At 39.0% G+C, this 24,723-nt stretch carries 21 protein-coding genes and 1 pseudogene; 13 read left to right on the forward strand and 9 right to left on the reverse strand.

Annotated elements, in window-relative coordinates:
- Nucleotides 1–3: 3 nt before the first annotated feature.
- The 3 genes from truA to rpsI all read left to right on the forward strand — a co-directional run bounded on the left by truA (nt 4) and on the right by rpsI (nt 1,769).
- Complete coding sequence (gene truA, locus MHZ95_RS08860; protein WP_239390251.1) at nt 4–747, forward strand: tRNA pseudouridine(38-40) synthase TruA; 744 nt, start codon at nt 4–6, stop codon at nt 745–747.
- A gap of 172 nt (nt 748–919) precedes the next feature.
- On the forward strand, nt 920–1,357 hold the full coding sequence (rplM, locus tag MHZ95_RS08865; RefSeq protein WP_239390252.1) for a 50S ribosomal protein L13: 438 nt from the start codon (nt 920–922) through the stop codon (nt 1,355–1,357).
- A gap of 19 nt (nt 1,358–1,376) precedes the next feature.
- A complete protein-coding gene (gene rpsI / locus MHZ95_RS08870) occupies nt 1,377–1,769 on the forward strand; it encodes a 30S ribosomal protein S9 (RefSeq protein ID WP_239390253.1) in 393 nt (130 codons plus the stop codon).
- A gap of 68 nt (nt 1,770–1,837) precedes the next feature.
- Here rpsI and MHZ95_RS08875 read toward each other — a convergent pair whose 3' ends face one another.
- From MHZ95_RS08875 to MHZ95_RS08895, 5 genes are all read right to left on the reverse strand, one after another.
- Nucleotides 1,838–2,878: a tyrosine-type recombinase/integrase gene (locus MHZ95_RS08875; protein ID WP_239390254.1), complete on the reverse strand. Its 1,041-nt coding sequence runs from the start codon at nt 2,876–2,878 to the stop codon at nt 1,838–1,840.
- A gap of 340 nt (nt 2,879–3,218) precedes the next feature.
- A complete protein-coding gene (locus tag MHZ95_RS08880; RefSeq protein ID WP_239390255.1) occupies nt 3,219–4,334 on the reverse strand; it encodes a replication initiation factor domain-containing protein in 1,116 nt (371 codons plus the stop codon).
- A gap of 94 nt (nt 4,335–4,428) precedes the next feature.
- Nucleotides 4,429–5,742, reverse strand: coding sequence for an FtsK/SpoIIIE domain-containing protein (locus MHZ95_RS08885; protein WP_239390256.1), 1,314 nt, complete (start codon nt 5,740–5,742; stop codon nt 4,429–4,431).
- Nucleotides 5,726–6,112, reverse strand: coding sequence for a hypothetical protein (locus MHZ95_RS08890; RefSeq protein ID WP_239390257.1), 387 nt, complete (start codon nt 6,110–6,112; stop codon nt 5,726–5,728). The genes MHZ95_RS08885 and MHZ95_RS08890 overlap by 17 nt, the downstream gene beginning before the upstream one ends.
- 18 nt (nt 6,113–6,130) lie before the next feature.
- Nucleotides 6,131–6,403 (reverse strand): hypothetical protein, encoded by a 273-nt coding sequence (locus tag MHZ95_RS08895; protein WP_239390258.1) that lies wholly within the window; start codon nt 6,401–6,403, stop codon nt 6,131–6,133.
- Between the two features lie 186 nt (nt 6,404–6,589).
- Between MHZ95_RS08895 and MHZ95_RS08900 the strand changes: the two genes are divergently transcribed.
- Nucleotides 6,590–7,153 carry a hypothetical protein gene (locus MHZ95_RS08900; protein WP_239390259.1) on the forward strand — a complete coding sequence of 188 codons (564 nt, stop codon included), beginning with the start codon at nt 6,590–6,592 and terminating at the stop codon, nt 7,151–7,153.
- Between the two features lie 339 nt (nt 7,154–7,492).
- Nucleotides 7,493–7,945 (forward strand): JAB domain-containing protein, encoded by a 453-nt coding sequence (locus tag MHZ95_RS08905; protein WP_239390260.1) that lies wholly within the window; start codon nt 7,493–7,495, stop codon nt 7,943–7,945.
- Between the two features lie 706 nt (nt 7,946–8,651).
- On the opposite strand, the gene MHZ95_RS08910 is transcribed toward MHZ95_RS08905, so the two are convergent.
- From MHZ95_RS08910 to MHZ95_RS08925, 4 genes are all read right to left on the reverse strand, one after another.
- On the reverse strand, nt 8,652–9,749 hold the full coding sequence (locus MHZ95_RS08910; RefSeq protein WP_239390261.1) for a Ger(x)C family spore germination protein: 1,098 nt from the start codon (nt 9,747–9,749) through the stop codon (nt 8,652–8,654).
- The gene (locus MHZ95_RS08915) at nt 9,724–10,866 is read right to left on the reverse strand and encodes a GerAB/ArcD/ProY family transporter (protein ID WP_370642966.1); all 1,143 of its coding nucleotides are present in this window, start codon (nt 10,864–10,866) and stop codon (nt 9,724–9,726) included. The genes MHZ95_RS08910 and MHZ95_RS08915 overlap by 26 nt, the downstream gene beginning before the upstream one ends.
- Nucleotides 10,867–10,870: 4 nt before the next feature.
- Entirely contained in the window at nt 10,871–12,346 is a 1,476-nt protein-coding gene (locus MHZ95_RS08920; protein WP_239390262.1) for a spore germination protein, read from the reverse strand.
- Nucleotides 12,347–12,744: 398 nt separating this feature from the next.
- Nucleotides 12,745–13,302: a hypothetical protein gene (locus MHZ95_RS08925; RefSeq protein WP_239390293.1), complete on the reverse strand. Its 558-nt coding sequence runs from the start codon at nt 13,300–13,302 to the stop codon at nt 12,745–12,747.
- Here MHZ95_RS08925 and MHZ95_RS08930 point away from each other — a divergent pair.
- From MHZ95_RS08930 to MHZ95_RS08965, 8 genes and pseudogenes are all read left to right on the forward strand, one after another.
- Nucleotides 13,215–13,559 (forward strand): annotated as a pseudogene (locus MHZ95_RS08930) (DNA methyltransferase); the annotation flags it as partial. The gene MHZ95_RS08925 and the pseudogene MHZ95_RS08930 overlap by 88 nt on opposite strands.
- Before the next feature lie 1,059 nt (nt 13,560–14,618).
- Nucleotides 14,619–17,087: a beta-glucosidase gene (locus MHZ95_RS08935; RefSeq protein WP_239390263.1), complete on the forward strand. Its 2,469-nt coding sequence runs from the start codon at nt 14,619–14,621 to the stop codon at nt 17,085–17,087.
- A 176-nt stretch (nt 17,088–17,263) separates the two neighbouring features.
- Nucleotides 17,264–18,796, forward strand: coding sequence for a right-handed parallel beta-helix repeat-containing protein (locus tag MHZ95_RS08940; RefSeq protein WP_239390292.1), 1,533 nt, complete (start codon nt 17,264–17,266; stop codon nt 18,794–18,796).
- A gap of 509 nt (nt 18,797–19,305) precedes the next feature.
- The gene (locus tag MHZ95_RS08945) at nt 19,306–19,986 is read left to right on the forward strand and encodes a response regulator transcription factor (RefSeq protein WP_239390264.1); all 681 of its coding nucleotides are present in this window, start codon (nt 19,306–19,308) and stop codon (nt 19,984–19,986) included.
- On the forward strand, nt 19,970–21,382 hold the full coding sequence (locus MHZ95_RS08950) for a sensor histidine kinase (protein WP_239390265.1): 1,413 nt from the start codon (nt 19,970–19,972) through the stop codon (nt 21,380–21,382). Before MHZ95_RS08945 ends, MHZ95_RS08950 begins: the two co-directional genes overlap by 17 nt.
- Nucleotides 21,383–21,509: 127 nt before the next feature.
- Nucleotides 21,510–22,223: a polyphosphate polymerase domain-containing protein gene (locus tag MHZ95_RS08955; RefSeq protein ID WP_239390266.1), complete on the forward strand. Its 714-nt coding sequence runs from the start codon at nt 21,510–21,512 to the stop codon at nt 22,221–22,223.
- Nucleotide 22,224: 1 nt separating this feature from the next.
- The gene (locus MHZ95_RS08960) at nt 22,225–22,923 is read left to right on the forward strand and encodes a DUF4956 domain-containing protein (protein WP_239390267.1); all 699 of its coding nucleotides are present in this window, start codon (nt 22,225–22,227) and stop codon (nt 22,921–22,923) included.
- Nucleotides 22,924–22,951: 28 nt separating this feature from the next.
- Nucleotides 22,952–24,508 carry a CotH kinase family protein gene (locus MHZ95_RS08965; protein ID WP_239390268.1) on the forward strand — a complete coding sequence of 519 codons (1,557 nt, stop codon included), beginning with the start codon at nt 22,952–22,954 and terminating at the stop codon, nt 24,506–24,508.
- Nucleotides 24,509–24,723: the final 215 nt, after the last annotated feature.

Raw genomic sequence — 24,723 nt, forward strand, 5'->3', positions numbered from 1 at the left:
GAATTGAAGCGTGTCAAAGCGACCGTCGCTTATGACGGTACAAATTTTGCAGGGTACCAATTTCAACCAGGCATGCGTACCGTCCAGTCCGAAATCGATAAAGCATTAGTGAAAGTCCATAAGGATAAAAGCATCTATTCCGTAGCGAGCGGCCGCACAGATGCCGGTGTTCATGCTAATGGACAGGTCATTCATTTCGATACACCTTTGTCACTGCCAGAGGATCGCTGGATGATGGCACTCAATGTTTTATTGCCAAAAGACATTCGAATCGTTGGTGCAGAGTATGTGGATAAGGAGTTTCACGCCCGTTACTCTGCCACAGGGAAAACGTATGTCTTCAAATGGTCGTACAGTGAAGTGCAAAGCCCGTTCGAACGCAATTACGCGGTTCATCTCGGCAGATGGCGTCCGGATGTCCAATTGATGAGGGAGGCAGCTGAACAGATTATCGGAACGCATGATTTCACGAGTTTCTGTTCATCGAAGACTGCCACTTCCAACAAAGTGAGGACAGTGAGGACGCTGACGCTGGAGGAACAAGAGCAATTTCTCATCATGACGATCGAAGGCGACGGGTTTTTATACAACATGGTCCGGACGATTGCCGGCATGTTGCTCGCTGTTGGAATCGGGTGGAACACCCCGGACGATATTCGGAAAATACTCGAATCCCGCGACCGTAAAAAAGCCGGTAAAACCGCGCCAGCACACGGTTTGTACCTAGACAGTGTCACCTATGACTGACGTGGCAACTTTTCCTGGTGTTTTTACGGATTTCACTTGACTTATTGTGGAATTCACTATAAGATGAATAATGGTATTTCAATAACCCCACAAATAAGCCCCGGAAGGTTAATTGTGTTTAGGGATAGAGAAAACGGAACAGACTTGATATTCATTTAGGAGGATAAAAAACATGCGTACAACATTCATGGCTAAAGGTCACGAAGTAGAGCGTAAATGGCTCGTTGTCGACGCTGAAGGACAGACGCTTGGTCGTCTTGCTTCTGAAGTTGCAGCACTTTTACGCGGCAAACATAAACCGACGTTTACACCACACGTTGACACAGGTGATCACGTGATCATCATCAACGCTGAAAAAATCGAGCTTACAGGTAACAAATTGAAAGACAAAATCTACTACCGTCACTCAGGTTACACTGGCGGCATCAAACAACGTACAGCGCTAGAAATGCGTACAAACTACCCAACTAAAATGCTTGAACTTGCGATTAAAGGAATGCTTCCAAAAGGTCCTTTAGGTCGTCAAACATTCAAGAAACTTCACGTATACGCTGGAGCGGAACATCCGCATGCGGCACAAAAACCGGAAGCATACGAGCTTCGCGGATAATTAAGAGGAGGAAACACCTTTGGCACAAGTACAATATCTCGGCACTGGCCGTCGTAAAAGTTCAGTAGCTCGTGTACGTCTCGTTCCTGGAGAAGGCAAAATTGTCATCAACAACCGTGACGTAGAAGACTACGTACCATTTGAAACACTTCGCGAAGTGATCAAACAACCACTCGTTGCAACAGAAACTCTTGGAAGCTACGACATCCATGTAAACGTCCACGGTGGCGGTTACACTGGACAAGCAGGCGCAATCCGTCACGGCGTTGCACGTGCACTTCTTAACGTAGACCCAGATTTCCGTCCAACATTGAAATCTGCAGGACTTCTAACTCGTGACGCTCGTATGAAAGAACGTAAAAAATACGGTCTTAAAGGCGCTCGTCGTGCACCACAATTCTCAAAACGTTAATCGAAACATTGATATATCAATGTTTACAGAGCTTTTTTGGTTCAAGTTGGTTCAAATTAACTTGAACCTTATAAAGCACTTAACAGATTTAAAGCATCGGCATCTTGCTGGTGCTTTTTTTCTGGCATTAATTCCAGATAATAATTCTGTGTGGTTTGTATGTTTATGTGTCCTAATCGTTTGGATACATATGCAATATCTATATCTTGAGAAAATAGAAATGATGCATGAGTGTCTCTTAAACCGTGAAACGTTGTCTTTTTAATATCTAATTTCTTCAATAACTCCGCTAATTGTTCCGACTGTTTAAAACCGCCAAAGTTGAAAATATAACCATTCTCTTTAACAGGAATTTTACGAATGAGTTCATACACTTCTTTGTTAATAGAAACATCACGTTTTGCATTTTGTGTCTTTAATGAAGTGTCATCAGAAGTAGGACTAATTGAATGTCTAACTTGGATTCCGAATTCATAAAGACTCTTTGGGCGTATTGCTAGTAGTTCTCCACGTCGCATCCCCGTTTCTAATGCAAGTAATACTAGTAAGTTAAATTCGTCTTCTGGGTGCTGTAAAACGTAATTACGAAGCTTTCTAAAATCGGTGATAGATAATGCTTTATTCCGTTTAGGTGGATTCTCTCCACGTGTTTTTACTAAACGAGCAAAATCATTTGCAATATAGCCACGAGCATATGCATCACGTAAAGATGTTTTTATTTTAAGAAGTACCTCATGTGTTGTCTTTCGAGAATGTGTCTTGGCGTACTCATCAATCTTCTTCTGAACAACAATATCATTTAAATCTTTTAATTGGATATCCTGAAATAAATTTCTAATAACTCCTAAAGTACGAACATAATTTTGAAATGTCGTTTCTTTAACGTCATTAACCTTTACAAGATAAATCCAATTCTCGAAGAAATCTGCAAATGTTGTTGTTCTGTGAGCAAGTTCTTTTCCTTCTCCTTTCGCTAATTCCATCTCTAAAGACCAAAGCTGCGCTTCTTTCTTAGTCGGAAATGTTTTAGTTAGCTTTTTATGTTCTCCATATCTGTATAAAGAAACTTGTGCTCGGTATGACTTTCCTCTTTTTACAATACTAGCCATGCTATCAATCCCTTTCAAAAATAAAGTTGATAGATGCTAGTTGAATACATCTGTATTGTATTCTGAAACTAGCATCTTAGCAACTACCGACATTTTAAACAGAGTGTCTTTCGATAAAGTGTACTAAGGATTTCATTGTGTATCGTTCGTGTCTGCCAATCATGAAACGGTCAAGATCGTTATGAGAACGTATATATTTATCAAATGATTTTGGGTCAATACCTAGAAAACGTGATGCTTGTTCTCTCGTTAAAAGAAATGGGTAGTCTTTTGTAGTCATATTAATACTCATAAGGGCATTTTCTCCTTTTATATTTATTATTTTATTTAGGAATTTATTTTAATTTTCTACTTTGAACGGATAACCTTGATTGGTATATAATACAGAATATTTTTTTAGCCATAATATAACGTCATCATTCGGCTCATAATTTTCAAATTCATTATAAAGAAATGCTAAACACTTCTTTAAACCTTCATCACCCCATAAACGCCATACTTTATACAAATATGGAAATAATCCAGAACCATTTAAAATATGCTTCTGTGATTGTTCTAACAAGTTCATTCGAGGTGAAGGGGAACTAAACATAAAACTTTTTTGATTCAGCAAATCAAGCATTTTCTTACTGTAAGTTGTCAGTCTGTCAGATTTAGCATAATAAAATTGATAACGGTCAGTTAAAGCTGATACGAGTAAATCTTTCAGTTCTGTATCACTTTTTATAGCTTCTAATTCATCCGATAAATCGTGAGCATAAGTACCTTTGAAAACTGCTTCAAAACGTACCCAATTATCGTATTGTAAAGCTTCTTCATAGCGAATACCCATCGTTTCAAGTTGTTCTTTTTTCTTATCATAGACACGTAATAAAGCCTTAATATTTTTACCTTTTGAACCTAGGTAGAAGGTTGATGTAATATTATTTTTCGTTATTGCCGATAAAATCGAGTGATTTCTTCTTCCTGAAGCGGTTTTAACGATTTGATTTTTTTTAGAAAGTTGATTGTAAATCGTATTTACATAAACCTTTTCATTGATAAAATCAATTGCGATATCAATTCTAGAAAGCCTAGAAGTGTATAAAGTATTGTTATTTATATTTGCAAAGAATTGATGTAACTGTATTGAATGACCATATAATGATTCGTATTGCTTCCTGTATTCCATCCAAGCATGTGCAGAGAACTTTATACAAATTCCCATTTGTACAAAATCAGTATGATAAGCAATTGCAAAATAATACGTTGCACCTTCACAACTAAATCCATTTGAGTATCCTTGTGGCAATGACTGCGTCGCATCTTCTAACTTGCCTAATACTGTTTCTATCTTTGACAATCTAACAAATTCTTTAATGATGTTGATTGCCATACCTTCCCACTGTTCAATATAATTAGGTCTTTTTGTGGATTGTAGAACTAGTGTAAATTCATCGACTTGAACATCTAACAAAGAATCACTCCTTTCAAGTCAATAAACATTGATATTTCAATAACAGTTGTGATCTTCTTGTTTTGCGGAGCGGGGGTTACTACATAACCCCCGCTCATGTTTTTAAGTGGTTCACAGCTTCCAATATGTCAAAATTCAAATAACCAAAATGACAAATTTTAGGTGTGTTCGCTACAATTGGACAAGTAAAGACACCCTGACCTAATTGAAAGTTTTTCTCTGGTATATCTACCCCAGTACCGAATGCAGTTGTATAAGTCTGTTTTTCAGCATTGCCGAGCACAAATTTTACTGGCAGATTTTCACGTAAATTAGTAGGTAATAGGGTAGCATCTGATTTTTGCATAACAATCCATAAGAAAAAGCCTAATTGTCTACCTTGTAAAACTACCTGAGATAACAATTTCATAACTTCATCACGTTTCTTCTTTTCCATTGTCTGTAATACAGTTTGAAAACTTGCAAACTCATCAAATATAAAGATATAGGGTTCATACTGGAAGTCAGCATAAGTACCTTCTAATTTCATGTTAAGTTTTTCTTTTACTTTCGCTTTTCTTTCTATCATAACTTCGTTAAATTTCTTTAGTAATTCAATAATATCTTCTATGTCAGTGGCAGTATTTTCTATTGATATTTTCTCTCCAAGTACAGCTAGACTTGAGTTTTTTGGATCAGCAAAGTAAATATTATAAAGCACATTTTTAATTAGCATTTGAAGAATAAGAGAATAAAGTGCATAAGTTTTTCCTGACCCGGTTTGCCCGACAAGTAAAGTACCATATAAAGAAATTGCAATAGACTTATCAATAAGCAGTGTATAGTCATCGACCTGAGCTGATTGTTTTTTTAATTCGTCAAAACTATCAAATTTATATTGTTGGTCAATGTTGCTATCATATATTTCAAAAACATGGTAATTCTCATCGTTTGATAAATAGGCTCTATCAACTATAAAATCATTCAATGCAAAAGAAATATTTACATTGCCAATATCTTTATTAATATTGATGTTTTCAATAAGTAATTTAGCTTTTGAAAAATCATCGGCAAAATCAACTTTTATTTTCGGCAAATCTGCTACTTCATTATTAAAATAAAATCTTTTATTATAATAGCTAGCATCTAGAAACGATTTTCTTAACTTTAATACAGTAAGATAATGATATATAGCGTACTTCATGCCTTTATTAGCTTTATTACGGATTAGCCATATCATTATTTGACTCAGAAATATTACAATCATAAAGCCGAAAAATATACTATTAATGTATTTTGTGACTCCCAACTCGAGTTGGGAGTCAATATAATTCACTAATAAAGTTATTGCAGAAAGCATAAAGCACATACTGTATATGAATATCCCGTTTTGTTGCCTTGGTGTTCTAAATCTACCTTGTTTTAACATTGACTTTCTCTACATCTTTAAATCGAAGTATTAAGTCAAAACCGATAATAAAGGATTTCTCTGGTATGAAGTCTATTAGACGAACGTGTTCGCCTTTTTTCACATCAATGTATTCTTTATTATTTAAGACAGTCACATCAAAGGTATTTAATGTGTTATTATCACGTTTCATTCCAGTTTTCTTATCGACACCGTAGTCAGTCTCGTCTTTAGTAATTAGCAAAGTTAGAGTGACTCCTTTTTCATCTGGCTCTTTCTTACTTACGTATGGACGTTGTGAAACCAATCTGTAAATACTTCCTGTGTTATTTAAAAATTCATCTGCTTTAAATTTTGTTTCTGTAAATACCCACGCATTTGCAATCGGCATAGTGCAAAACCTCTTTCTTTAATTTGTTTTAATTTTGTTTAGTACATTTTCAAGCCCTCGTATTGTTCCTACAGCTTCATCGATTCCTTGGATTTCTAACTTGCAATTTCCAAAAGTTAGAATAACAACGTCTTGTCTTAATTTGTTTCTGTAATCTTTAAGGAGCACAAGATTATGGTTAACGTTATTGCAAGTCAATTCACTTTTAAAATCTTCTAGGAAATAATCAATGCTCATTATGTTAGGATATGACCATTCCAAGCTAGAAAGATGATGTCCTTTTCTAATCAAAGGCGTTTCACCTCCTTTTGAACTTACCTCAATTATACAGTGTTTATACGGACATTAATACAGACATATAGTCTGGTTGCTTGCGATAAAATATTGTTATGTTAGTATGTTTTATAAGTACATTAATAGTAATTATTAAGACATTTTTAATTTTGTTATTACTGAAAGTTAAAGGAGATGTTTATTTTGTTTAAAAAATCAAATGGGTTAGGAGAAGAAGTAAGCCCGAAGGAAATTTTAATGTATTTTGAAGATAAATATCAGACACCTGATATTGTGACGCCGAAGACAATCAAAAGATGGATAGATGAGTTGCAAATTGGACACATTACTTCACCACCTCCGAAAAGAAATGCAGATATTAAGTATAAGAGAGATGACGTTTTAAAAATTGAACAAGTAAAAATGAAAAATTTATTACGTCGTAGAGACAAGTATTTAAATGAAAAATGGGTAGAGAAAAAAGCGGAAGAACAATTTGAACTTTTTGTAGAATATCAAAATCAGTTGATGGAAAATGGATATGATGAAATAACTTATAGCGACACTGTTGGATATAAGTATGAAGAAGAAGCGAAAAAGATAATATTTATAGAAAAAGTAGAAATGTGTTTTGAACATCTTTTTCCAAATGTTAAATTTGATGAAAATGAACTAAAAAACAAATTGTTTGAAAGGGATGAATATCCTGATCTTAAAGAGGGAATTGAAGCGAATGAATATATTAAAAAGAAATTATTTAAAAAATGAGCTGAATCATTCTAAAAATCAAAAGAAGAGGATGTTGTATCTGTTCTTTTCCTTTTCAGCTCACCTAATTGTAATCTCCTAATTCGTCTGTAAAGCAGAGACGAATTATCGATTATGTAAAGGGTCTTCGTTCTTCGGATGTTATGAGTCAGCCAAGTAGGATAAAGGTGCGTAAGAAAGCAATTAACGCTTTTAACGCACCCTAATTCATTGGGCTTCCCCAAAACATATACGAATCACTTGATAGCTTTGCTACTTACGCCACTTGACATTAATCGATGCGAAGATTCTCTCTGTGGTGACCAAAAAGGTCAAAAAATAATAGAGAGGTTGATCTAGATGGAAACCATTTTAGAGATTGTACGCATTGAACAAGTAATTCGAGAGGCAGAAGAAGGAGTAAATTACATTATTCGCAGTCCAGAAGATGGAGCAAAAATAGCATCTCGCTTTATTGGTCGTGATGATCGAGAAGTGTTTTTTGTTATGTGTTTAAATACGAAAAATAATGTAATCGCAGTTCATCGTTGTCATGTTGGTTCGTTGAATGCCTCACTTGTTCATCCACGCGAGGTGTTTAAATCAGCAATACTTAATAATGCAGCAAACGTCATTGGTCTGCTTATAGGTATGGAATTTTCAAGGCGAAATAATAAATCGTTATGCTTTCAACGTTATATTATTTTCGCCAGTTTTTTTGTGGCGAAAATAACTAATAGTAAAGATAAAACTGAAATAATACTTGTAAAAGATCTGTATTACACGAGTAATGAACTGAATAATTTAACCTAAGTTCTCTTAGTTTGTCCACATGAGACGAGAAAATGTACCAACGAATGACATACCGTTCACCACTTCATATCTTTTGGAAGGTGAAAGGTATGAATGTTATAGTTGTTATACAAATTTGAATGTTTTCCAAAAAATCAGCCTTCCGCAAACGGGCCATATTGTGGAGCAATGCCTTTAAAGAAAATTGCATTTATAGGTTAAAATTTAGAAGACATAGTGAAATATTGTAATAAAAATTAAAGGTAAGCATCTACTTTTTTATTACAATATAGAAAATTCCTTACTGTTGATACTTTCGGTGTTTGTCCAGATAGTTGTCGCATATTGCTCTTTTCCTAGATTAGATGTTGTTCATCTTTCCTACCGCGCTTCGCTTGCTCTCCTGTAGAGGATTAATCAGAGTTTCACTCTGATCATCCTCTACAGGACAACTAGCAGCTATGATGTATACATAGGTATTTGACGTGACTTATTTGATCGTCATTTCTTTCAACTCTGCCGAATTTAAAATACGTGCAGTAAAAGAGAATCTTATAGTTGAAGGTCCTTCTCAAATCTTTACCGAAAATGATTTTTCATTTATAGTATTTTCTATTGGGTTTTACGGTGGGATTTAAATCGCTTTTTTTATTCTCTAATAAGCAATCTGTAGTTTTTTAAAAAGACTTTACCATACACGTGAGTGCGTTTTTTGCTTTTAATGTAATTAACTTTTTGCGTTTGAATCCGTCAAAGGCTTAATATTAATCTGATAATCAATCTTAATGTCCATCTTCTCGAAAAGTTCAATCCATTTTTTTTCATCCATTGGTTTTGAGAATGGTTTTAATGTATGAATGCCTAGCTGTAATGGATCCACATTCAATTCTTGCATCTTTTTTACTAGTTCTTGTGTTTGCTTTTCAAAATTGGATTGGATATCTTTTTTCAAATCTTCTAAACCCTTTGGGTCAAATAATCGCTTTTCTCCCCGGTATTCTTCAATTCTTGAGTCTATCTTCACTGTATAGGTTATTGTAGACAAGCTTTTATTGATATCCACTTTCGTTTTAGACCTAACATGACCTAGAACAACTTTTAATTCTGGGATCGGTAAAACTGCTAAGTAGTGATTGTTGTGTAACAGCTGGAAGATACGATCATCAAAAGTTGTTATTATTTTAACTAATTTATCATTTTGAAACAGGGCTGTACCTTCATAGCTGATAGCGTCATTTTCTATTTTGAATACAGGTAAGAAAGGATCTGAATAAGGAGTATATAACATTTTTTTAAATTCATATAGATTAACGACGCTAAATTCTCCCTGATTTTCTTCCTCATAGTGCTTCAGCATTCGGTAAAAAGAGTAATCAAGATTGTCTTGTTCGTCCAATTTATTTTCCAAATATTCTTCAAAATTTCCTTTTACGATAACTAAATAGATTCTCAAAGAAATATCCGGATCAGTCAATAACACATTAATAATGGACATAATCCCCTCGTTTTTAGCGAGGTCTTCATTAATTATCAGCATTCGCATTTGCCCAGTTTTTGTTTCCTGGTAGAAGTTTGTATTAAAATTCCTTAATCCCTCCTTTATTAAGCTTACTTCTTCCGTCATTACACTCTTTTTTTCTTTGCTTAGAGAAGGCAAAATCGTACTGATTTTTATTTTACCTTCATCCCCTTTACTCAGTGATAAAAATGTGACTGGAGTAAGCTCTTCAATAATATTATTTTCAGTAAAAGGGGCACATCCAGTTAACCATAATGCCATAAGTATGATTGACATTTTTTTAGCCATCTTCTTTTGTAGTCTCATGTTTATTAACCCCCTTTATCTTCATCACTACGATAATAGTAATTGGAACCACTAAGTAACTTAAGCTTCCTGCTAAAATTTGAAGATTAAGTAAAATAACCTGCTTTTCATCTGACTTCCAAATCCATTCATTCACAAGAATCATTCCAATTAAAATAATGAATACACTGAATAAAAAGCCTACTCGACTGGATGGTCTCTCCATTTTCCCATTAGCTATTTTAGATGCTCCATAAAACAACAGTATAAAGATTGAAACCGCAAAGACGATGTTAAATAACTCCAAAGAAAGCATGACCATATCAATACGTTCAATTACTGGATTTTGAAAATAAAGGGCCATAGTAACAATTGGAAATTGACTTTTGCTTAAATAATTGGAACCGAAATAGAATAAGGACGCCGTATATAAGAATACATACTCTATAACGGTTAGAGCATTGCCATAAGACAAATAGCGAAATGTCTTATTATTTGTTTTAAACCACGGTCCCAAAAATACCAGAAATTCAGGCCCTGAAAATGAAGATAAAATTAAAAATATTCCTTTCCAGGAATCCGCACTTAATTCCATTGGAATAATCGGATACAAATCACTGAGTTGAGCTATTGGAGGAAAGAAGAAAAAAGCAAAGAATAAGATCATCCAAAATGTACACAAAAATGAAATCACGACAAAACGTATAGTTTTTTCAACGCCCTTCCATGCTACATACAAACAAGACAACAGAATAAAAAAGATAAGCCAATTTGAATCTGTAGCTGGAAACATAAATACTTGAACCATTTCCGAGAATCCTAACATAATCACGAAAATTTTAAGCAGGATAAAGAACAACCCGATGAATGAGAGGAGACGTACAAGTTTTTTTCCGAATAATCGTACAAATCCGTTGTATCCTTCGCTAGAAAACCGGGTTAAAAACCATTTGGATAAAAGAAGAATGTTTAGTTGAGACAATATGCCGACCGCTATAATCACCCAAATCATATATGGATGGATCAAAAACCTTGGCATAATCAAAAAAAAGTAAAGCATTTGGAGGCGATTTACCATCAACATGAGATAGAACCCATTATAGGTTTCATTCTTATTAAATAATTGAAGGGCTTCCATCAGTTCATCTCCTAGTTTGATATCTCTTCATCTTCAGCGGTTTAATATGTTCTGGACGCTCCTTCATTTTGACTAAAGGCCCTCGAATAAATAGGTCAAGCCAATCTTTTCCGTAGAAAGGGGCAACAGGGGATAAATATGGCTGCTTGAGTGAAGACAAGCCATTAAGGTGAGCTAAAACGATAATCATTGCCAGAACAATCCCTACTATCCCAAGAAACGAAGAAAATACAAGAAGAATGAATTGAATCAATGAATTCGCCTTTGTCACAAGGTAATTAGGAATAAGAAAGGATCCGATAGTTGAAATCCCTACCATGACAATTAACACCTGACTTGCCATACCAGCCTCAACTGCTGCTTGACCAATTACAATGCCCCCAATAACCCCAAGCGTTTGACCAGTCTTTGTTGGCATCCTTAAACTTGCTTCTTTTATAATTTCAATAAAAATCAACATGATAAATGCTTCCCAAAAAGGAGTGAACGGAAGCTTGCTCCTTGACTCCACCAAGACGAAAAGTGTTTGTAAAGGAATCATTTGATAGTGATGAGTTGTTAATGCCACGTAGAATGGGATCAAGGTGATAGACAGAATAAAACTTACATATCGGATGATGCGCAAAAAACTGGCAACTACCCATCGATTAATATAATCCTCTGGTGATTGGAACAAATGAAAAATAGTAATTGGGGCAACGAGAGCAAAAGGTGTATTGTCTACCAGAATCGTAATTTTTCCTAATCCCAGAGAATTAGCAACATCATCAGGTCGGTCAGTTTGCTGAAACTGAGGAAAAATACTGTTTTGATGTTCCTCGATGAATGCCGATACTTGAGAAGAATCAACGAAGAGATCATAATTAATTTCCGAAATCTTCTTTTTGGCGGTTGAAACAAATTCTGGATTGGTCAGCCCTTCTATGTACAATAAGACCACATTTGTCTCACTTAAAGAGCCAACGGTGAACTTCTCTGTTTTCAGATCATGTGTTGGAAGACGTCTACGAATGAGCGTAATATTTTGTTCTAGCTGTTCACTAAAGCTGTCTTTTGCTCCTAAAAGGATGGTTTCAGTATCGGATGGTTCAATTGCACGTCCAAGTGGATTTTCTAAAGGGATAGCGAACCAAAGGTTTGACGAAGAGTCAAATAACAAGACTGACCCTTTAAACAGCTCCTTTTTTGCCTCTTTAAAAGTGGAAATGGAGTTTATTGTTGAGTGAACAATGCATTCCTGAATGGATTGTTTGGAACAGTTAGATAAAGGTTTTAGAATGCTTTCATTTAATCTTTCTTGGTCAATCAGAGTTCTTACGTAAATAAGATCAACATTTTGATTTTCAGAAATGTTGATTTCCACAAATTCCGCATCATCCATTTGAACGAGGGCTTTTTTTAGAGTCTCTATTGATAATTCTGATTCTGCGTTTGATTGAGAAACAGGCTTATTTTCATCTGATTGTTTTTTCCCAAACATGTACATTCCTCACCTCTATATGTTAAAAAGCATTTTTGAAAGAACGGTAAAATTCGATATTAATTCCATTGTTGGCTTTTTAAGTTTAAAATATACGAAACTAAATTAATAAGATGCAGAGGCACACCCTTAAAGCTAAATAACTGCTTTTGAATTCCATAAACGCAACACGGACCATTAACAACCGTTAAAGGGCGCGATTGTTGAACACTAAAAGCCTAATTCCTTGCCAAAAACCAGGCGGGAATTAGACTTGTTTAATCCTACATTAATTTTAAATCTCCCAATTGATAAATACGGTGGCAACAGGTGGTAACTTTTGTGGCAATCACTGGTAAAAAAAGACACAAGTGGTACATTCCTTGGCCGTAATCAGATAGTGTATTACTATCTACTTTTTAATTATTTTTTAGTCTGTTCTTAAAAAAATCAGCTATATTATTTTGATTTTGAGTCTTTTCCTCCCTGAATAACGAAAGGTAATCTAATGGGTTTGAGAATATATTGGTTAAAGCAGAATCAAAAAAAATCAAATTTTCTTGTGAAGATTTTTTTAGAAAGTAATGAAAAGCCTGTGAAATTAATTCTTGTTGCTGTTTATTCATTTTTTTAAAATCTTCATGTGATTTTTTTAACGATAATATACTTTCTTCTTTTATTTTAAGCTCTTTTTCGAGCTGTTCTATTTTATTTTGCTTGGATTCTAATTCGTTGAAAAGAGTTGTCTTTAGTTTTTTATTTGTCACTTCAATATCTATCAGGTTTAATAAATTTTGTAGCTCATAATTTTTTTCATGTCTTTCAAGTTTGTGAGATAGAGCTGAGTTTACCTCATCTATGTATTCAGCTTTCGGCAAGTCGGTTACGATTTGTAAGAGCGTACATACATGAAAAGCAAGAAGCTTCTTTCTTAGATGGCTTTGTTCATGCGTTTGAATTTTTTGGCGGAGTTCCAACTGAAGGACTTTTTGATAACTTAAAAACGGCTGTACAAAAGATTCTTCAAGGGAGAGACCGAATCTATATTGATCCTCCTTTTAATACTAGCGGAGATTCATTTATATATAATGATCGCTTTAATCATTCTACTTGGTTAACATTCATGAAAAATAGATTAGAGATAGCAAAAGAGTTGTTAGCAACTGATGGCACAATATACATACATTTAGATTACAATGAAGTTCACTATCTTAAGGTTTTAATGGATGAAATTTTGTTATTTTTGCTGATGAAAAAGTATGGCAGGAACATTGGGAAACGTATTATGATAAAATCACCTATATAATGACTTTTATGATAGAAGTATCAATCACTTTATTTGAAGAAATATTTAATGCAGATGAGAATACCAAAACAGTCAATAGTCTTATAAGAAATATGAAGTATGATTTAACTTTTTCAAAGGAATTTAATACTAATACGTATACGGATTTATTTGAGGTTTTATCATTTACTTGTCCTTATTGTTCACATATGGAACGTGTTGGACAATATTATATAGTATAAAAACCTTAGTATATTCAAAAAAATTGTATTCAACTAACATCCATCGTTTTGGTTCAAATTGGTTCAAGTAATATCAATATCAATCTTTTTTCATACATTTTTATCTATATAACAATTCCCAAAACGTTGATATAAATGGATTAGGATGTATTCAACACACGTAGAATTTATCTGTATATTTCTCAAAACGTTAATTTTTCGTTTCAAAACCCTTTTCCATTCGTGGAAGAGGGTTTTTTTGCTGCGAAAAAATTGGAGTGGTGTTGTTTAGTTTGAGTGGAATGTTGATAAGTTTTATGAAGGCGTTGTGTAGTTGTTCAGGAGTGTTGAGAACTATGTGGAGAACGTTTATGAAGTTGTTTGTATGTCTATAAGTTTGAACAAAACGTTGATAAGTTTTTCGAGGGGATTGTTTAGTCTGTCGAGTATGTTGAGAATTATGTGGAGAAAGTAATGATCTGCTTTATTTGAGAAGTAGATTCTGAAAATATTTAGGTGAATATAACATTTAAATTTATTTGTTCTAATTGTTTGTTTGATAAATCATTGATATCTACAGGTTTTTAATGCTTTCAGGACTTTGGGAGCGTTACTATTCTCGTGTTTTTTGTTATTGATTTGTAATCAACTGATTATCCGCATGTAATAATTTTTCTTTATACTAAGATACCTAATTAGTTAGCAAGGGAGAGATCAGGAGGAAAAACAGATTGTTTTAATACTAATTGATAACTAAATGCATGAGAGAGGTAAGGGATCGTTTAGGATGAAAAAACGAATTGGTTCAATTTTTTTAACAGCACTAATATTTATGTCTGCATTAGGTAATTCCGTTAATGCAATGGGCAGTAAAACAGATGGAATAAAACCTTGGATGAACACCAAGCTTTCTGCTGAGAAGCGTACCGAGCTGCTTCTCGATGAGATGACGATGGAACAGAAGATCCAGCAAATTGCTATCTCTCGCTTCAATGAGAATGACACCGGTGAGACGGTCGTCATCAAAAGGAGCGGTTCGAGTAAGTATATGAACGGCGAATTCGCGCCACAAGGTACCCTACCTGGATGTGAGTGGCAGGATACCGGCCGACAAATCCGTGGGATTGAGGAACTGGGTATTCCCACAATCCGCATGACAAACGGTGGTACGGGCGTGAAGGGCGGTTCATGTGGAAATGATCCGGAAGCGACAGGCCTACCGTCTACTTTGGCTATGGCTGCGACTTTCAATCGTGAATTGAACTATGAGGCTGGTCGAATTCTTGGTGAAGAGACACGGGCCTTTGCGCATCACGTGTTGCTTGGACCGGGCATGAACCTCGTACGCCACCCATATAATGGTCGGAACTATGAGTACTTCAGTGAGGACCCGTACCTGACGGGTACCCTAGCGACTGAACAGGTCAAAGGTATCCAAGATCAAGGAGTCCAGGCTCAGCTCAAGCACCTAGCCGGTAACGAGCAGGAGACCGAGCGTTGGACGATGGGCGTTCAAGTTCCCTCACAGGCCATGAATGAGTTGTACATGCTACCTTTCGAGATGACTGTCAAGGATGCTGATCCGGCCTCCGTGATGTGCTCGTTCCCGGATGTTAACGGTACTTATGCATGTGACAGTTCTGAACTGTTACAAGATGCTTTGCGGGATAACTGGGGCTTTGACGGTTATGTCATGAGTGACCGTCGAGCGATTCACGACACGGTGTCTGCCATCAAGGCGGGTACGAATGTCGAGCTAGACTGGGCACCGCAATACTACACGCAGGAAAAAATCCAAGATGCCCTTGACTCCGGTCAAGTGACAGAGGACGATATCGACAATTTGCTTCGTCCACGTTATATCAAGATGATCGAGTTCGGCCATATGGATAAGCCTTATGACAAATTCCTACCAGAAATCGTCGATCCGATAGCCAATGGCGAAAGTGCACGGAAGATGGCTGAGGAAGGTTCTGTTCTATTAAAGAATGATAAAGGCTTCTTGCCACTGAATGGCGAGCCGAAATCAATCGCGTTAATCGGTGTTGAATGGTTTGCTGGTGAGGCCAAGATGTCCCCACGTTCTATTCGGGACAACAACGAGAACGTCGTGACGCCTTATACAGTGACTCCGCAAGAAGGACTTGAGAACGTTATTAAGGAGTTTGGCTACGACACTAAAGTGACATATAACGATGGCCGCGACCCGAAGGCTGCAGCCAAGCTTGCCGCTGAGTCCGACGTCGTGCTTCTCATGATCGGCGATAACCCACATGAAACCGTGGACCGCAAGACACTAGGCTTTCCGGCCATTGACCTTGACACGAACCAAAACCGAGAAGATTGGGTAAAACAGGAGCCGTTGATCGACGCAGTCCTTGAGGCCAACGCGGAGAACACAGCTGTGGTCCTGAAGACCTCCGGTAGTGTGCTTATGCCGTGGATTGATGAGGTACCTGCTGTCCTACAAGCGTGGTTCCCAGGCATGGAGGATGGAAATGCCGTCGCTAACCTGCTTTACGGTAAGGTCAATCCTTCCGGCAAGCTGCCGATGACATTCGGTGCTACTGAGCGTGAGGCAGCCTACGCAACTGAGGAGCAATTCCCTGGAACTCGTCAAAACACCGGCAAGATAGGTGGACCGGGTGCGTATGGTGACGGTTCCGACCAATTAATTGCTCAGTATACAGAAGGCCTTGAGATGGGCTACCGCTGGTACGAGGCCAATAACGTGAAGCCGGTCTTCCCGTTCGGATATGGCTTGTCATACACGACTTTCAAGTATGACGATCTTAAAGTCAAAAAAGTACGTGGTAAAGGCAAAGGTAACAATGGCTCGTTGTCCGGTATTGACGTATCCTTCACAATCAAAAACACAGGAGCCGTTGCTGGTAAAGAAGCGGCACAAGTCTATCTGACCCTACCAGACAAGGCAGGGCAGCCAACTAAGCGACTCGTCAACTTCGAAAAGGTTTATCTTGAGCCTGGTAAGAGCAAGCGTGTGACTGTGCGTATTAACCATGCAGACTCGAACCACCCGTTCTCCTATTTCGTTCCGGAAGAACCGGACAACCTGGCGAACTGGGCTGACGGCGAGTGGGCAACTGCTGACGGGAAATACCGTGTACATGTCGGTGGTTCTTCGGCAGATACTCCGTTGGAAAAAGATGTCCCATTGAACTTTAAGATCAGCAAGGACAAGAAAAACAATGGCAAAAATGGAAAAGGCCATGGCAATAAAGGCAATAGCAAATGATAATGGCAATGGGAACTCTAATCGATAGGGACCCTTGCTACGGGATGATATCGGTGACCTGTTAAGGGAGCGCCGTGGCATTCCAAAGGCGGTGAGCGAGTGGGCTCACCGCTTTTCTTGTCGTCTTCATATACGACGAGTTGTGAAAAAAATCAAGAAAGGACGTGAGAATTTTGATGAAAGGATTAGTTCGGAAAAGCCTGCGAGGACCGGTGCACTTGTGGTGGGTGCTTCTTGGCTTGATGATTCTCTTGAGTGCATGCACCGATAAAGGGTCCGATAAGCCGGTCGAGATCGATGAAGCTGTGGGACCTGCTCCGGCCGAGCACGGCGACTGGCAGACCCCGGGTTTGGTGGACCGGTCGGGTGAGCCGATTGAGGTGCCGACGCCAGGCCCGTCTACGGGCAGGACACTGGATGTCACGGACTTCGGGGCAGATCCGGAGCCGGACTCACAAGACGACGCGGCAGCCATCCGGGCGGCACTGGACGCGGCCGAACCGGGTGACGAAGTCGTGTTACCGGCCGGCATGTATGACCTGCGCTCCACTGACCCGGACGATGAATCGGCGAACATTGTATTGCGAAGCGGTGTAGCTCTGCGCGGCGAGGGTCAGGAGAATACCGTATTGCTCACCTCCCTCGACGGCGAGGATGATAGCCGGGTGATCCGCGGTTCAGGCGTGAGCGATGTCATTGTCGCCGACTTCACCATCACCTCCCGTTATGAGGGTCCACTTGGCACCGATCCTAAAGATGGAGACGCGGGCGGCGGCCCGATGTACGGCATCTACCTCGGAGCCCACAAAGGACAGGCCAGCTCCCGGGTCTTGGTAGAGAATGTGGGCATCCGTAAGTTCGAGCGCCACGGCATCTCCGTCAAGGCGAGCCGTGAAGTGACCCTCTCAGGAAACTACATCAGTGAGGCAACTGCCATCGGTCCCGGCGGACAGGGCTACGGCATTGCTATCGAGGGCTCAAGGGATCAGCATGACCCGGATGCCTCCAACGATGCTCGGCACAATGTCGTCATCGGCAATACCTTCGATGGCAGGCATCTGCGGCACGCCATTCTGTTGCAGTTCCCCACGCACAACAATCTCGTGGCGGAAAACACTATCGTCGGCAGTCACCTCGATGCCATCGACCTGCATGGCGAGGGTGAATACCTGAACGAAATCCGGGATAACACGGTCATCGGCGGTCAGCGGGCAGGCATCGCACTGGGCAATTCCGGGGGTTCCAAGAACAAGCATGATGCCTCGGGGCCTGGAAACTGGATACACGGCAATCACCTGATTGGAAACCGTCAAGGAATTCTCGTCATCCTAGGAACGCCTGACACCCTCATCGAGAACAACTGGATCAACGCCGGGGAGGATTCGAAGACCGGCATCGAAATCCGCAATGCACCGGGCACAAAGTTGCACGGTAATCATATCACTGGAGGGACTGACGGATTCTGGGCAATCCGGCTCAGTGAGGATCGCGGAACTGAAGGGCGGGGAAAAGGAATCCCTTCCGGAATGAAAATTGAGTCCAACGTCATTCGACAAGCTGCTAACGGAATCAGAATTGATGCTGGGCAGAATCTCAGCGTGGCTGAAAATGTCATCGATGGTATCGACGGAGCCGAGCTGAAGGTGGCCGACGAAATCGAGATTGCGGAAGAGCGCCCCGTGTATAACGGCGCTACGCATGGAAATTGAATGTTTGATAAATGCGATGCTACCAAGCTTTAATAATTAGAATGCTGTTGCTTGAAAGTACCGTGATAATAGAACGTAAAAATACGGTTTTAAAGACGCTCGGCGTGCATCATAAATTTCAAAACCAAGCCCTTTTCCATTCGTGGAGGAGGGTTTTTGTTTGGGGAAAATGGCGGGTGTTGTTTAGTTAAGGTGAAACGTTGATAAGTTCGGTTGAAGTGTTGAGAAGTTTTTCGGAAATGTTGAGAACTCTGTGGTAAGCGTTGTGAAAATGTGTATATGTTGATTAGTTTCGACGAAACGTTGATAAGTTTCGAGGAAACATTGCGAAGTTGTTCAGGATTGTTGAGAAGTTTGTGAGTAACGTCGGGAAGATGTGTGTATGTTGATGAATTTGGTTGAAACGTTGATAAGTTTTGGGGAAGCGTTGTATAGTTATTCGGAAACGTTGAAAACTTTGTGGAGAACGTTGGGAACTCTCAACATGACATAGATGAGGGATGAGTAGGATGCAAAAAATTTTAATTATAGAAGATGAATTTGCAATTAGCGAGGTGCTACGTGCCTATTTGCAAAAAGCTGGATTTCAGGTTGAACAAGTATTCAATGGCGATGAGGCAATGGAGAGATTTTATGCGAGTCAGCCGGATCTTGTGCTATTGGATGTCATGCTTCCTGGGAGGGACGGATGGAAGCTGCTTGAAGAGATAAGGCGGATGGATACGTGTCCTGTTATTATGCTCACAGCTTTGGGGGATGTTCATTATCGTTTGAATGGGTTGAATGAAGGAGCGGATGATTATATAGCGAAGCCGTTCAATGCGGAGGAAGTGGTGGCTCGCGTTAAAGCAGTGTTGCGTCGTTCACAAGTGGAGAATCCCCAGGTTAAACGATTTGGACAACTTGAGATTGATTCGAAAGCCCATCAAGTTCAGCTTTCTGGCAAGATAATCCGTTTAACTCCGCGCGATTTATCGGTACTTTTATTTTTGGCGGATCATCCGAACCAAACGTTTACAAGGGATCAATTGATCGAAGAGGTTTGGGGATGGGATTATGAAGGAAGTGATCGGGCGGTGGATCTTGCTATTAAGCGATTAAGAAACGCACTACAAGATTGGCCGAAGGAAGAAGGGGAAATTAAAACACTTCGCGGAATGGGGTATCAATTGGGTGTTTATAAAAAATAACAAGCGGATTCCTTTAAGTCGTTATTGGACAAGCCGTTATTTAGTAACATTATGTATTGGGTTAATAGTCATTGCCTGTATATCCGCGGTATGGATCCGCAATACGACGATTGACAATCGTATTCACATCATGAAGCTGCTCACAGAGGATATGGCAAACAGAATCGTCAGTACGGGTGAGCTGAGACCGCCTCTTGGCAGGGGAGTTCCGGGAGGATTTCCAGATCAGCGTTGGATGGACTTGGAAAGCGATCCATTTGTCTATATTGCAGATACAGATGGACAAGTCGTTTCCAGTAATCGACCAATGGGGCCTTTCGACAAACAATTAAATGTGGATGTCGTGCAATCTGAGAAAACCGTGCAGAAACTGCAACTAGGTTTGGATTCAAACAATTTCTATATCGTTAAAGCGCCGATAGCAGTGAATGACAATACAATTGGCTGGGTCGTCATGATTGAATCCGAAGAAAAATTGGCGAAAGTAAACCGGGAATATACGCTGCTTATCATTATGATTATCAGTCTCGCGTTGCTTGGCTGGGGAGCCATCTATTTGTTAACGAAGCGGTTAGCGAGACCGATTCAAGAAGTTGCCCAGGCGGCAAAACAAGTGCAAGAAGGGGATTATCGTATTCATCTTCCCCTAAACAGCAAGGAAGAAGAGGTGTATGAACTTGTCGCCTCTTTTAAGGAGATGACGAATCGATTAGAACAGCTTGAATCGTTACGTACGGAATTGCTGGCAGGTGTAACGCATGAGCTGAAAACCCCGGTGACGTCTATAAGTGGCTTGTTACAAGCGGTGAATGATGGCGTTGTTTCTGGAGATGAAGCAAAGGAGTTTTTAAAAATATCCTTGAAAGAAGCAACAAAAATGCAAACGATGGTAGAGGATTTACTTGCCTTTAATTCATTTACAGCGAATGCTGTCCCCTTGACGATGGTAAAGGTGAACCTAAATGATTTGGTTGAAAGCATCGTCTGTCAGTGGAAAGTTTCCCAAGAGGACGAAGGAATCAAAACAACTGTCTCCCTTGCAGAAACCGATGTGCAAATTGAAGTCGATACCATTCGATTTGAACAAATACTCGTTAATCTGCTGAATAATGCAAAGCAGGCGGTCCAAGAAGGAGACATCCATATAAGCGTAAACACGGATCCGCAGGCTGTTTATATGGATATAGCGGATAATGGACCGGGAATTCCAATACAAGAGCAAGCGTTCATCTTTGAACGTTTTTATCGCGGAGAAGAAAAGAAATATAAACATAGAGGATTAGGCCTTGGATTATCTTTAAGCAAAATGATCGCCCAAGCGATGAAGGGGGATCTATTTTTGCGGCAAAGTAATCCAACAGGAACAATCTTCCGTATTCGTTTACCAAGAGAATAGATTTTTACACAAAAAACACAGCCACGAAAAGTCGTAGCTGTGTTTTTTGTGTAAAGAATTTCCGTTTTGACATCTGCTTGACACAATGGGGGAGTAAATTAAGTGTTGCAAGGAAGGAGGAGCTAGTTTGCAAAAGCAATTAACATTTCGCCATGAGCTAAAATTTTACGCCAACCACCATCAATATCATCTCATCCGTCAGCGATTAAGGCATGTGATGAAACAAGATCCGCATGCTGATAAAAACGGCGAATACCATATCCGCAGCGTTTATTTTGATGATATTGAAAATAAAGCCTTACAGGAAAAACAAGCTGGGATTGAAAATCGACATAAATATCGAATACGCCTGTATAACAAAAGCGACACGGTTATTCATCTTGAAAAGAAAATTAAACGCAATACATTGATTGCCAAAGAAAAGGTCGCTATTTCAAGGGAAGTATTGGACAGGTTATTAGTCAATGACTATACAGTTCTTGCCAATGAGGAATCACTCCTTTTGCAGGAAGTTTATGATGAAATGAAAAATAGAATGCTCAGACCGAAAGTGATTGTGGATTATGTGAGGGAAGCTTATGTGGCTCGAACGGGAAATGTTCGGATCACCTTTGACAAAGACCTGCGTACAGGGCTAAACAAGGTTGACCCCTTTGATCCAGATTTAGTTCCTGTTAAAGCGCTAGACGAACCAGTTTACATTTTGGAGGTAAAGTACGATGCGTATATCCCGAACTATATCCGGGATGTGTTACAGCTAAATGGTCTACAGCGACAAGCAGCATCAAAGTATACGATTTGCAGAAAATTTATGAAAGCAAATGCATGGGAGGATCAATAAAATGCAACAGAACAACAATGATTCCGTCAACTTTATGGATATTCTTAATAAAGATGTCCTTTCAAATTTTAATACAGATATTTCCCTCATTCAAATGGGGATTACGATGGCGATTTCTTTCTTATTAGGGCTTTTCATTTATACGCTTTATAAGCGAGTTTTTAGCGGAGTCTTATATTCAAAGAACTTTAACATCACGCTCGTTGCCTTATCCATGATAACGTCTCTGGTCATTATGGCAATTGGCTCCAACTTAATTTTATCGCTTGGTATGGTTGGGGCCCTGTCAATCGTTCGTTTTAGAACACCGATCAAGGATCCTGTAGATTTGATCTTTTTATTCTGGGCGCTGGCTACAGGAATTATTACGGGAGCCGGTTTCTACTCGCTCGCAATTTTAGGTTCTATTGTGATCGGGATCGTGTTATTCATTTTTATGAAAAAATCGAGTTTCGAAACACCTTATTTGTTTGTAGTCCACTTTAAAGGTTATGAAACGGAAGAAGAGATCTATCAAAAATTAAAATCAGAAGTGAATCGCTTTGATGTTAAGCAAAAATCCGTCACTGCCGACCAGACGGAAGTTACATTTGAAGTCCGTATAAAAGGAAATGAACCAAGTTTCGTCAGTGGTATTTCCAACATAAATGGCGTGGAGCATGCAGTCTTAATCAGTTATAACGGTGACTATGTCCAATGATGAGTTTCTTTAGAAAGAAGGTGATAGAATGGCAAGGTTTACAAGTCTCGTCATCGTGTCTATGCTAGTTTTCTTGGGAACGCACCGTACATTTGCAGCAGAACAACAAGCAGTAGATCCTATTTTTAAAAAAGGCGAGATTAGCAACGTTAATATTGAAATCGATGAAGCAGACTTTCAAGAGATGCTGGACAATCCGTTGGAAGAAGAGTTTAAAGAAGGTACGGTTACGTATAATGGCATCACTATTGGTTATACCGGTGTACGTGTGAAAGGCAATTCGTCTTTATCATCTGTGGCTAGGTCTGATTCCAATCGATATAGTTTCAAATTGGAGTTTAACAAATATATCGAACAGAATTTAGAGGGGTATACAAAAATCAATCTCAACAATAATTTTGCAGATCCTTCGTATATGCGAGAATATTTGACGTATGATGTGTTGGAAAAGATGGGGCTTGAAACGCCGAACTATAGTTATGTAAATGTCTCGATTAATGGAGAGCATTACGGCCTTTATCTAGCTGTAGAAAATATTGAAGACCCCTATCTGGAAAGAAACTTTGGTAATGTAACAGGAAATTTGTATAAGGCGGATACGGGAGCCTCGTTAACCTGGGAAGATGGAATGAGCATAGATGAAACAAGCTTAATTCTGAAATCAGGGCGTAAGAATCATACAAAACTGCTTGAGTTTATCGAGGCTTTACAGGAAGGAAAAGACATTGAATCCTATTTTGACATCGATCAATATTTACGGTATTTGGCAGTGAGCACCGTCATGGCGAATATGGATAGCTATCAGGGCACGATGAACCATAACTATTATCTATATGAACAGGACGGAAAATTCACCTTTCTAGCTTGGGACCATAACATGTCCATTGGCGGCATGATGGGGCAGGATGAAAATGCACAAAAAGAAATGCTCATTGATGAGCCCACTATGGGAGCGGTAAAGAACTATCCGCTTGTCGATTATGTATTATCCAACAATGAATATAAGGAGCAATACCATAGCTACGTTCAACAAACCGTCGATCTGCTGAAAGATCTGGAATCCCAAGTAGATGCATTGAAGTTGCTTATAGGGGATGACGTGAAGAAAGACCCGACAGCCTTTTATTCGTACGAAGAATTTTTGAGTAATATCGGAGATCAATCGGTAGACGGCTATCCTGGGATTGTCGGATTTATGAAGGGTCGTTTGGAACATGTCCAGCAACAATTGGACGGTGAAATTCCTAGCTATGTAAATGGTGAGGGAATCAGCAGTGGAAGAATGCCGGTCAATATGGCAGCAACGGAGAATGAAGAAAGGCCAGAAGGTATGCCGGCTATGGGCAATGGTGAGATGCCGGAAGGGATGCCAGCCATGGGAGGCAGAGGCGGTATGCCAGAGGGGATGCCAGATATGGGTGGAGGTGGAATGCCTTGGGGGAGAGAAGGGAACCAAGACGCCAACTATCAAGATCAACGGAAGGAACTGTTTACCGTTGCGATTTCACTTGTCTTGTTATTTGGTTCTATCCTATTTGTGAGCCGTTTTAGAAGGTATCAGGGGCATAGAAGGCTGAGCAAGTAGCTAAATGACTGGTTTTATGAAAAGATTATGGGGCATAAGGGGGAAACCTTTTATGCTCTTTTCGTTTTGAAGTTTGTTTGGAGTGTTGAAAAGTTTTGCGGAAGTGTGATGAAGTTTACCGAAAGTGAGGAGAAATGGGTATCTTATGAGTATGGAAAATGGGGTGACCGGAACAAATTGCTTGAATGGAAGATAATTTCTCGATATAGTTAGCA

The organism is Sporosarcina sp. ACRSM, from assembly GCF_022346545.1.
In the GTDB taxonomy this organism is placed as follows: domain Bacteria; phylum Bacillota; class Bacilli; order Bacillales_A; family Planococcaceae; genus Sporosarcina.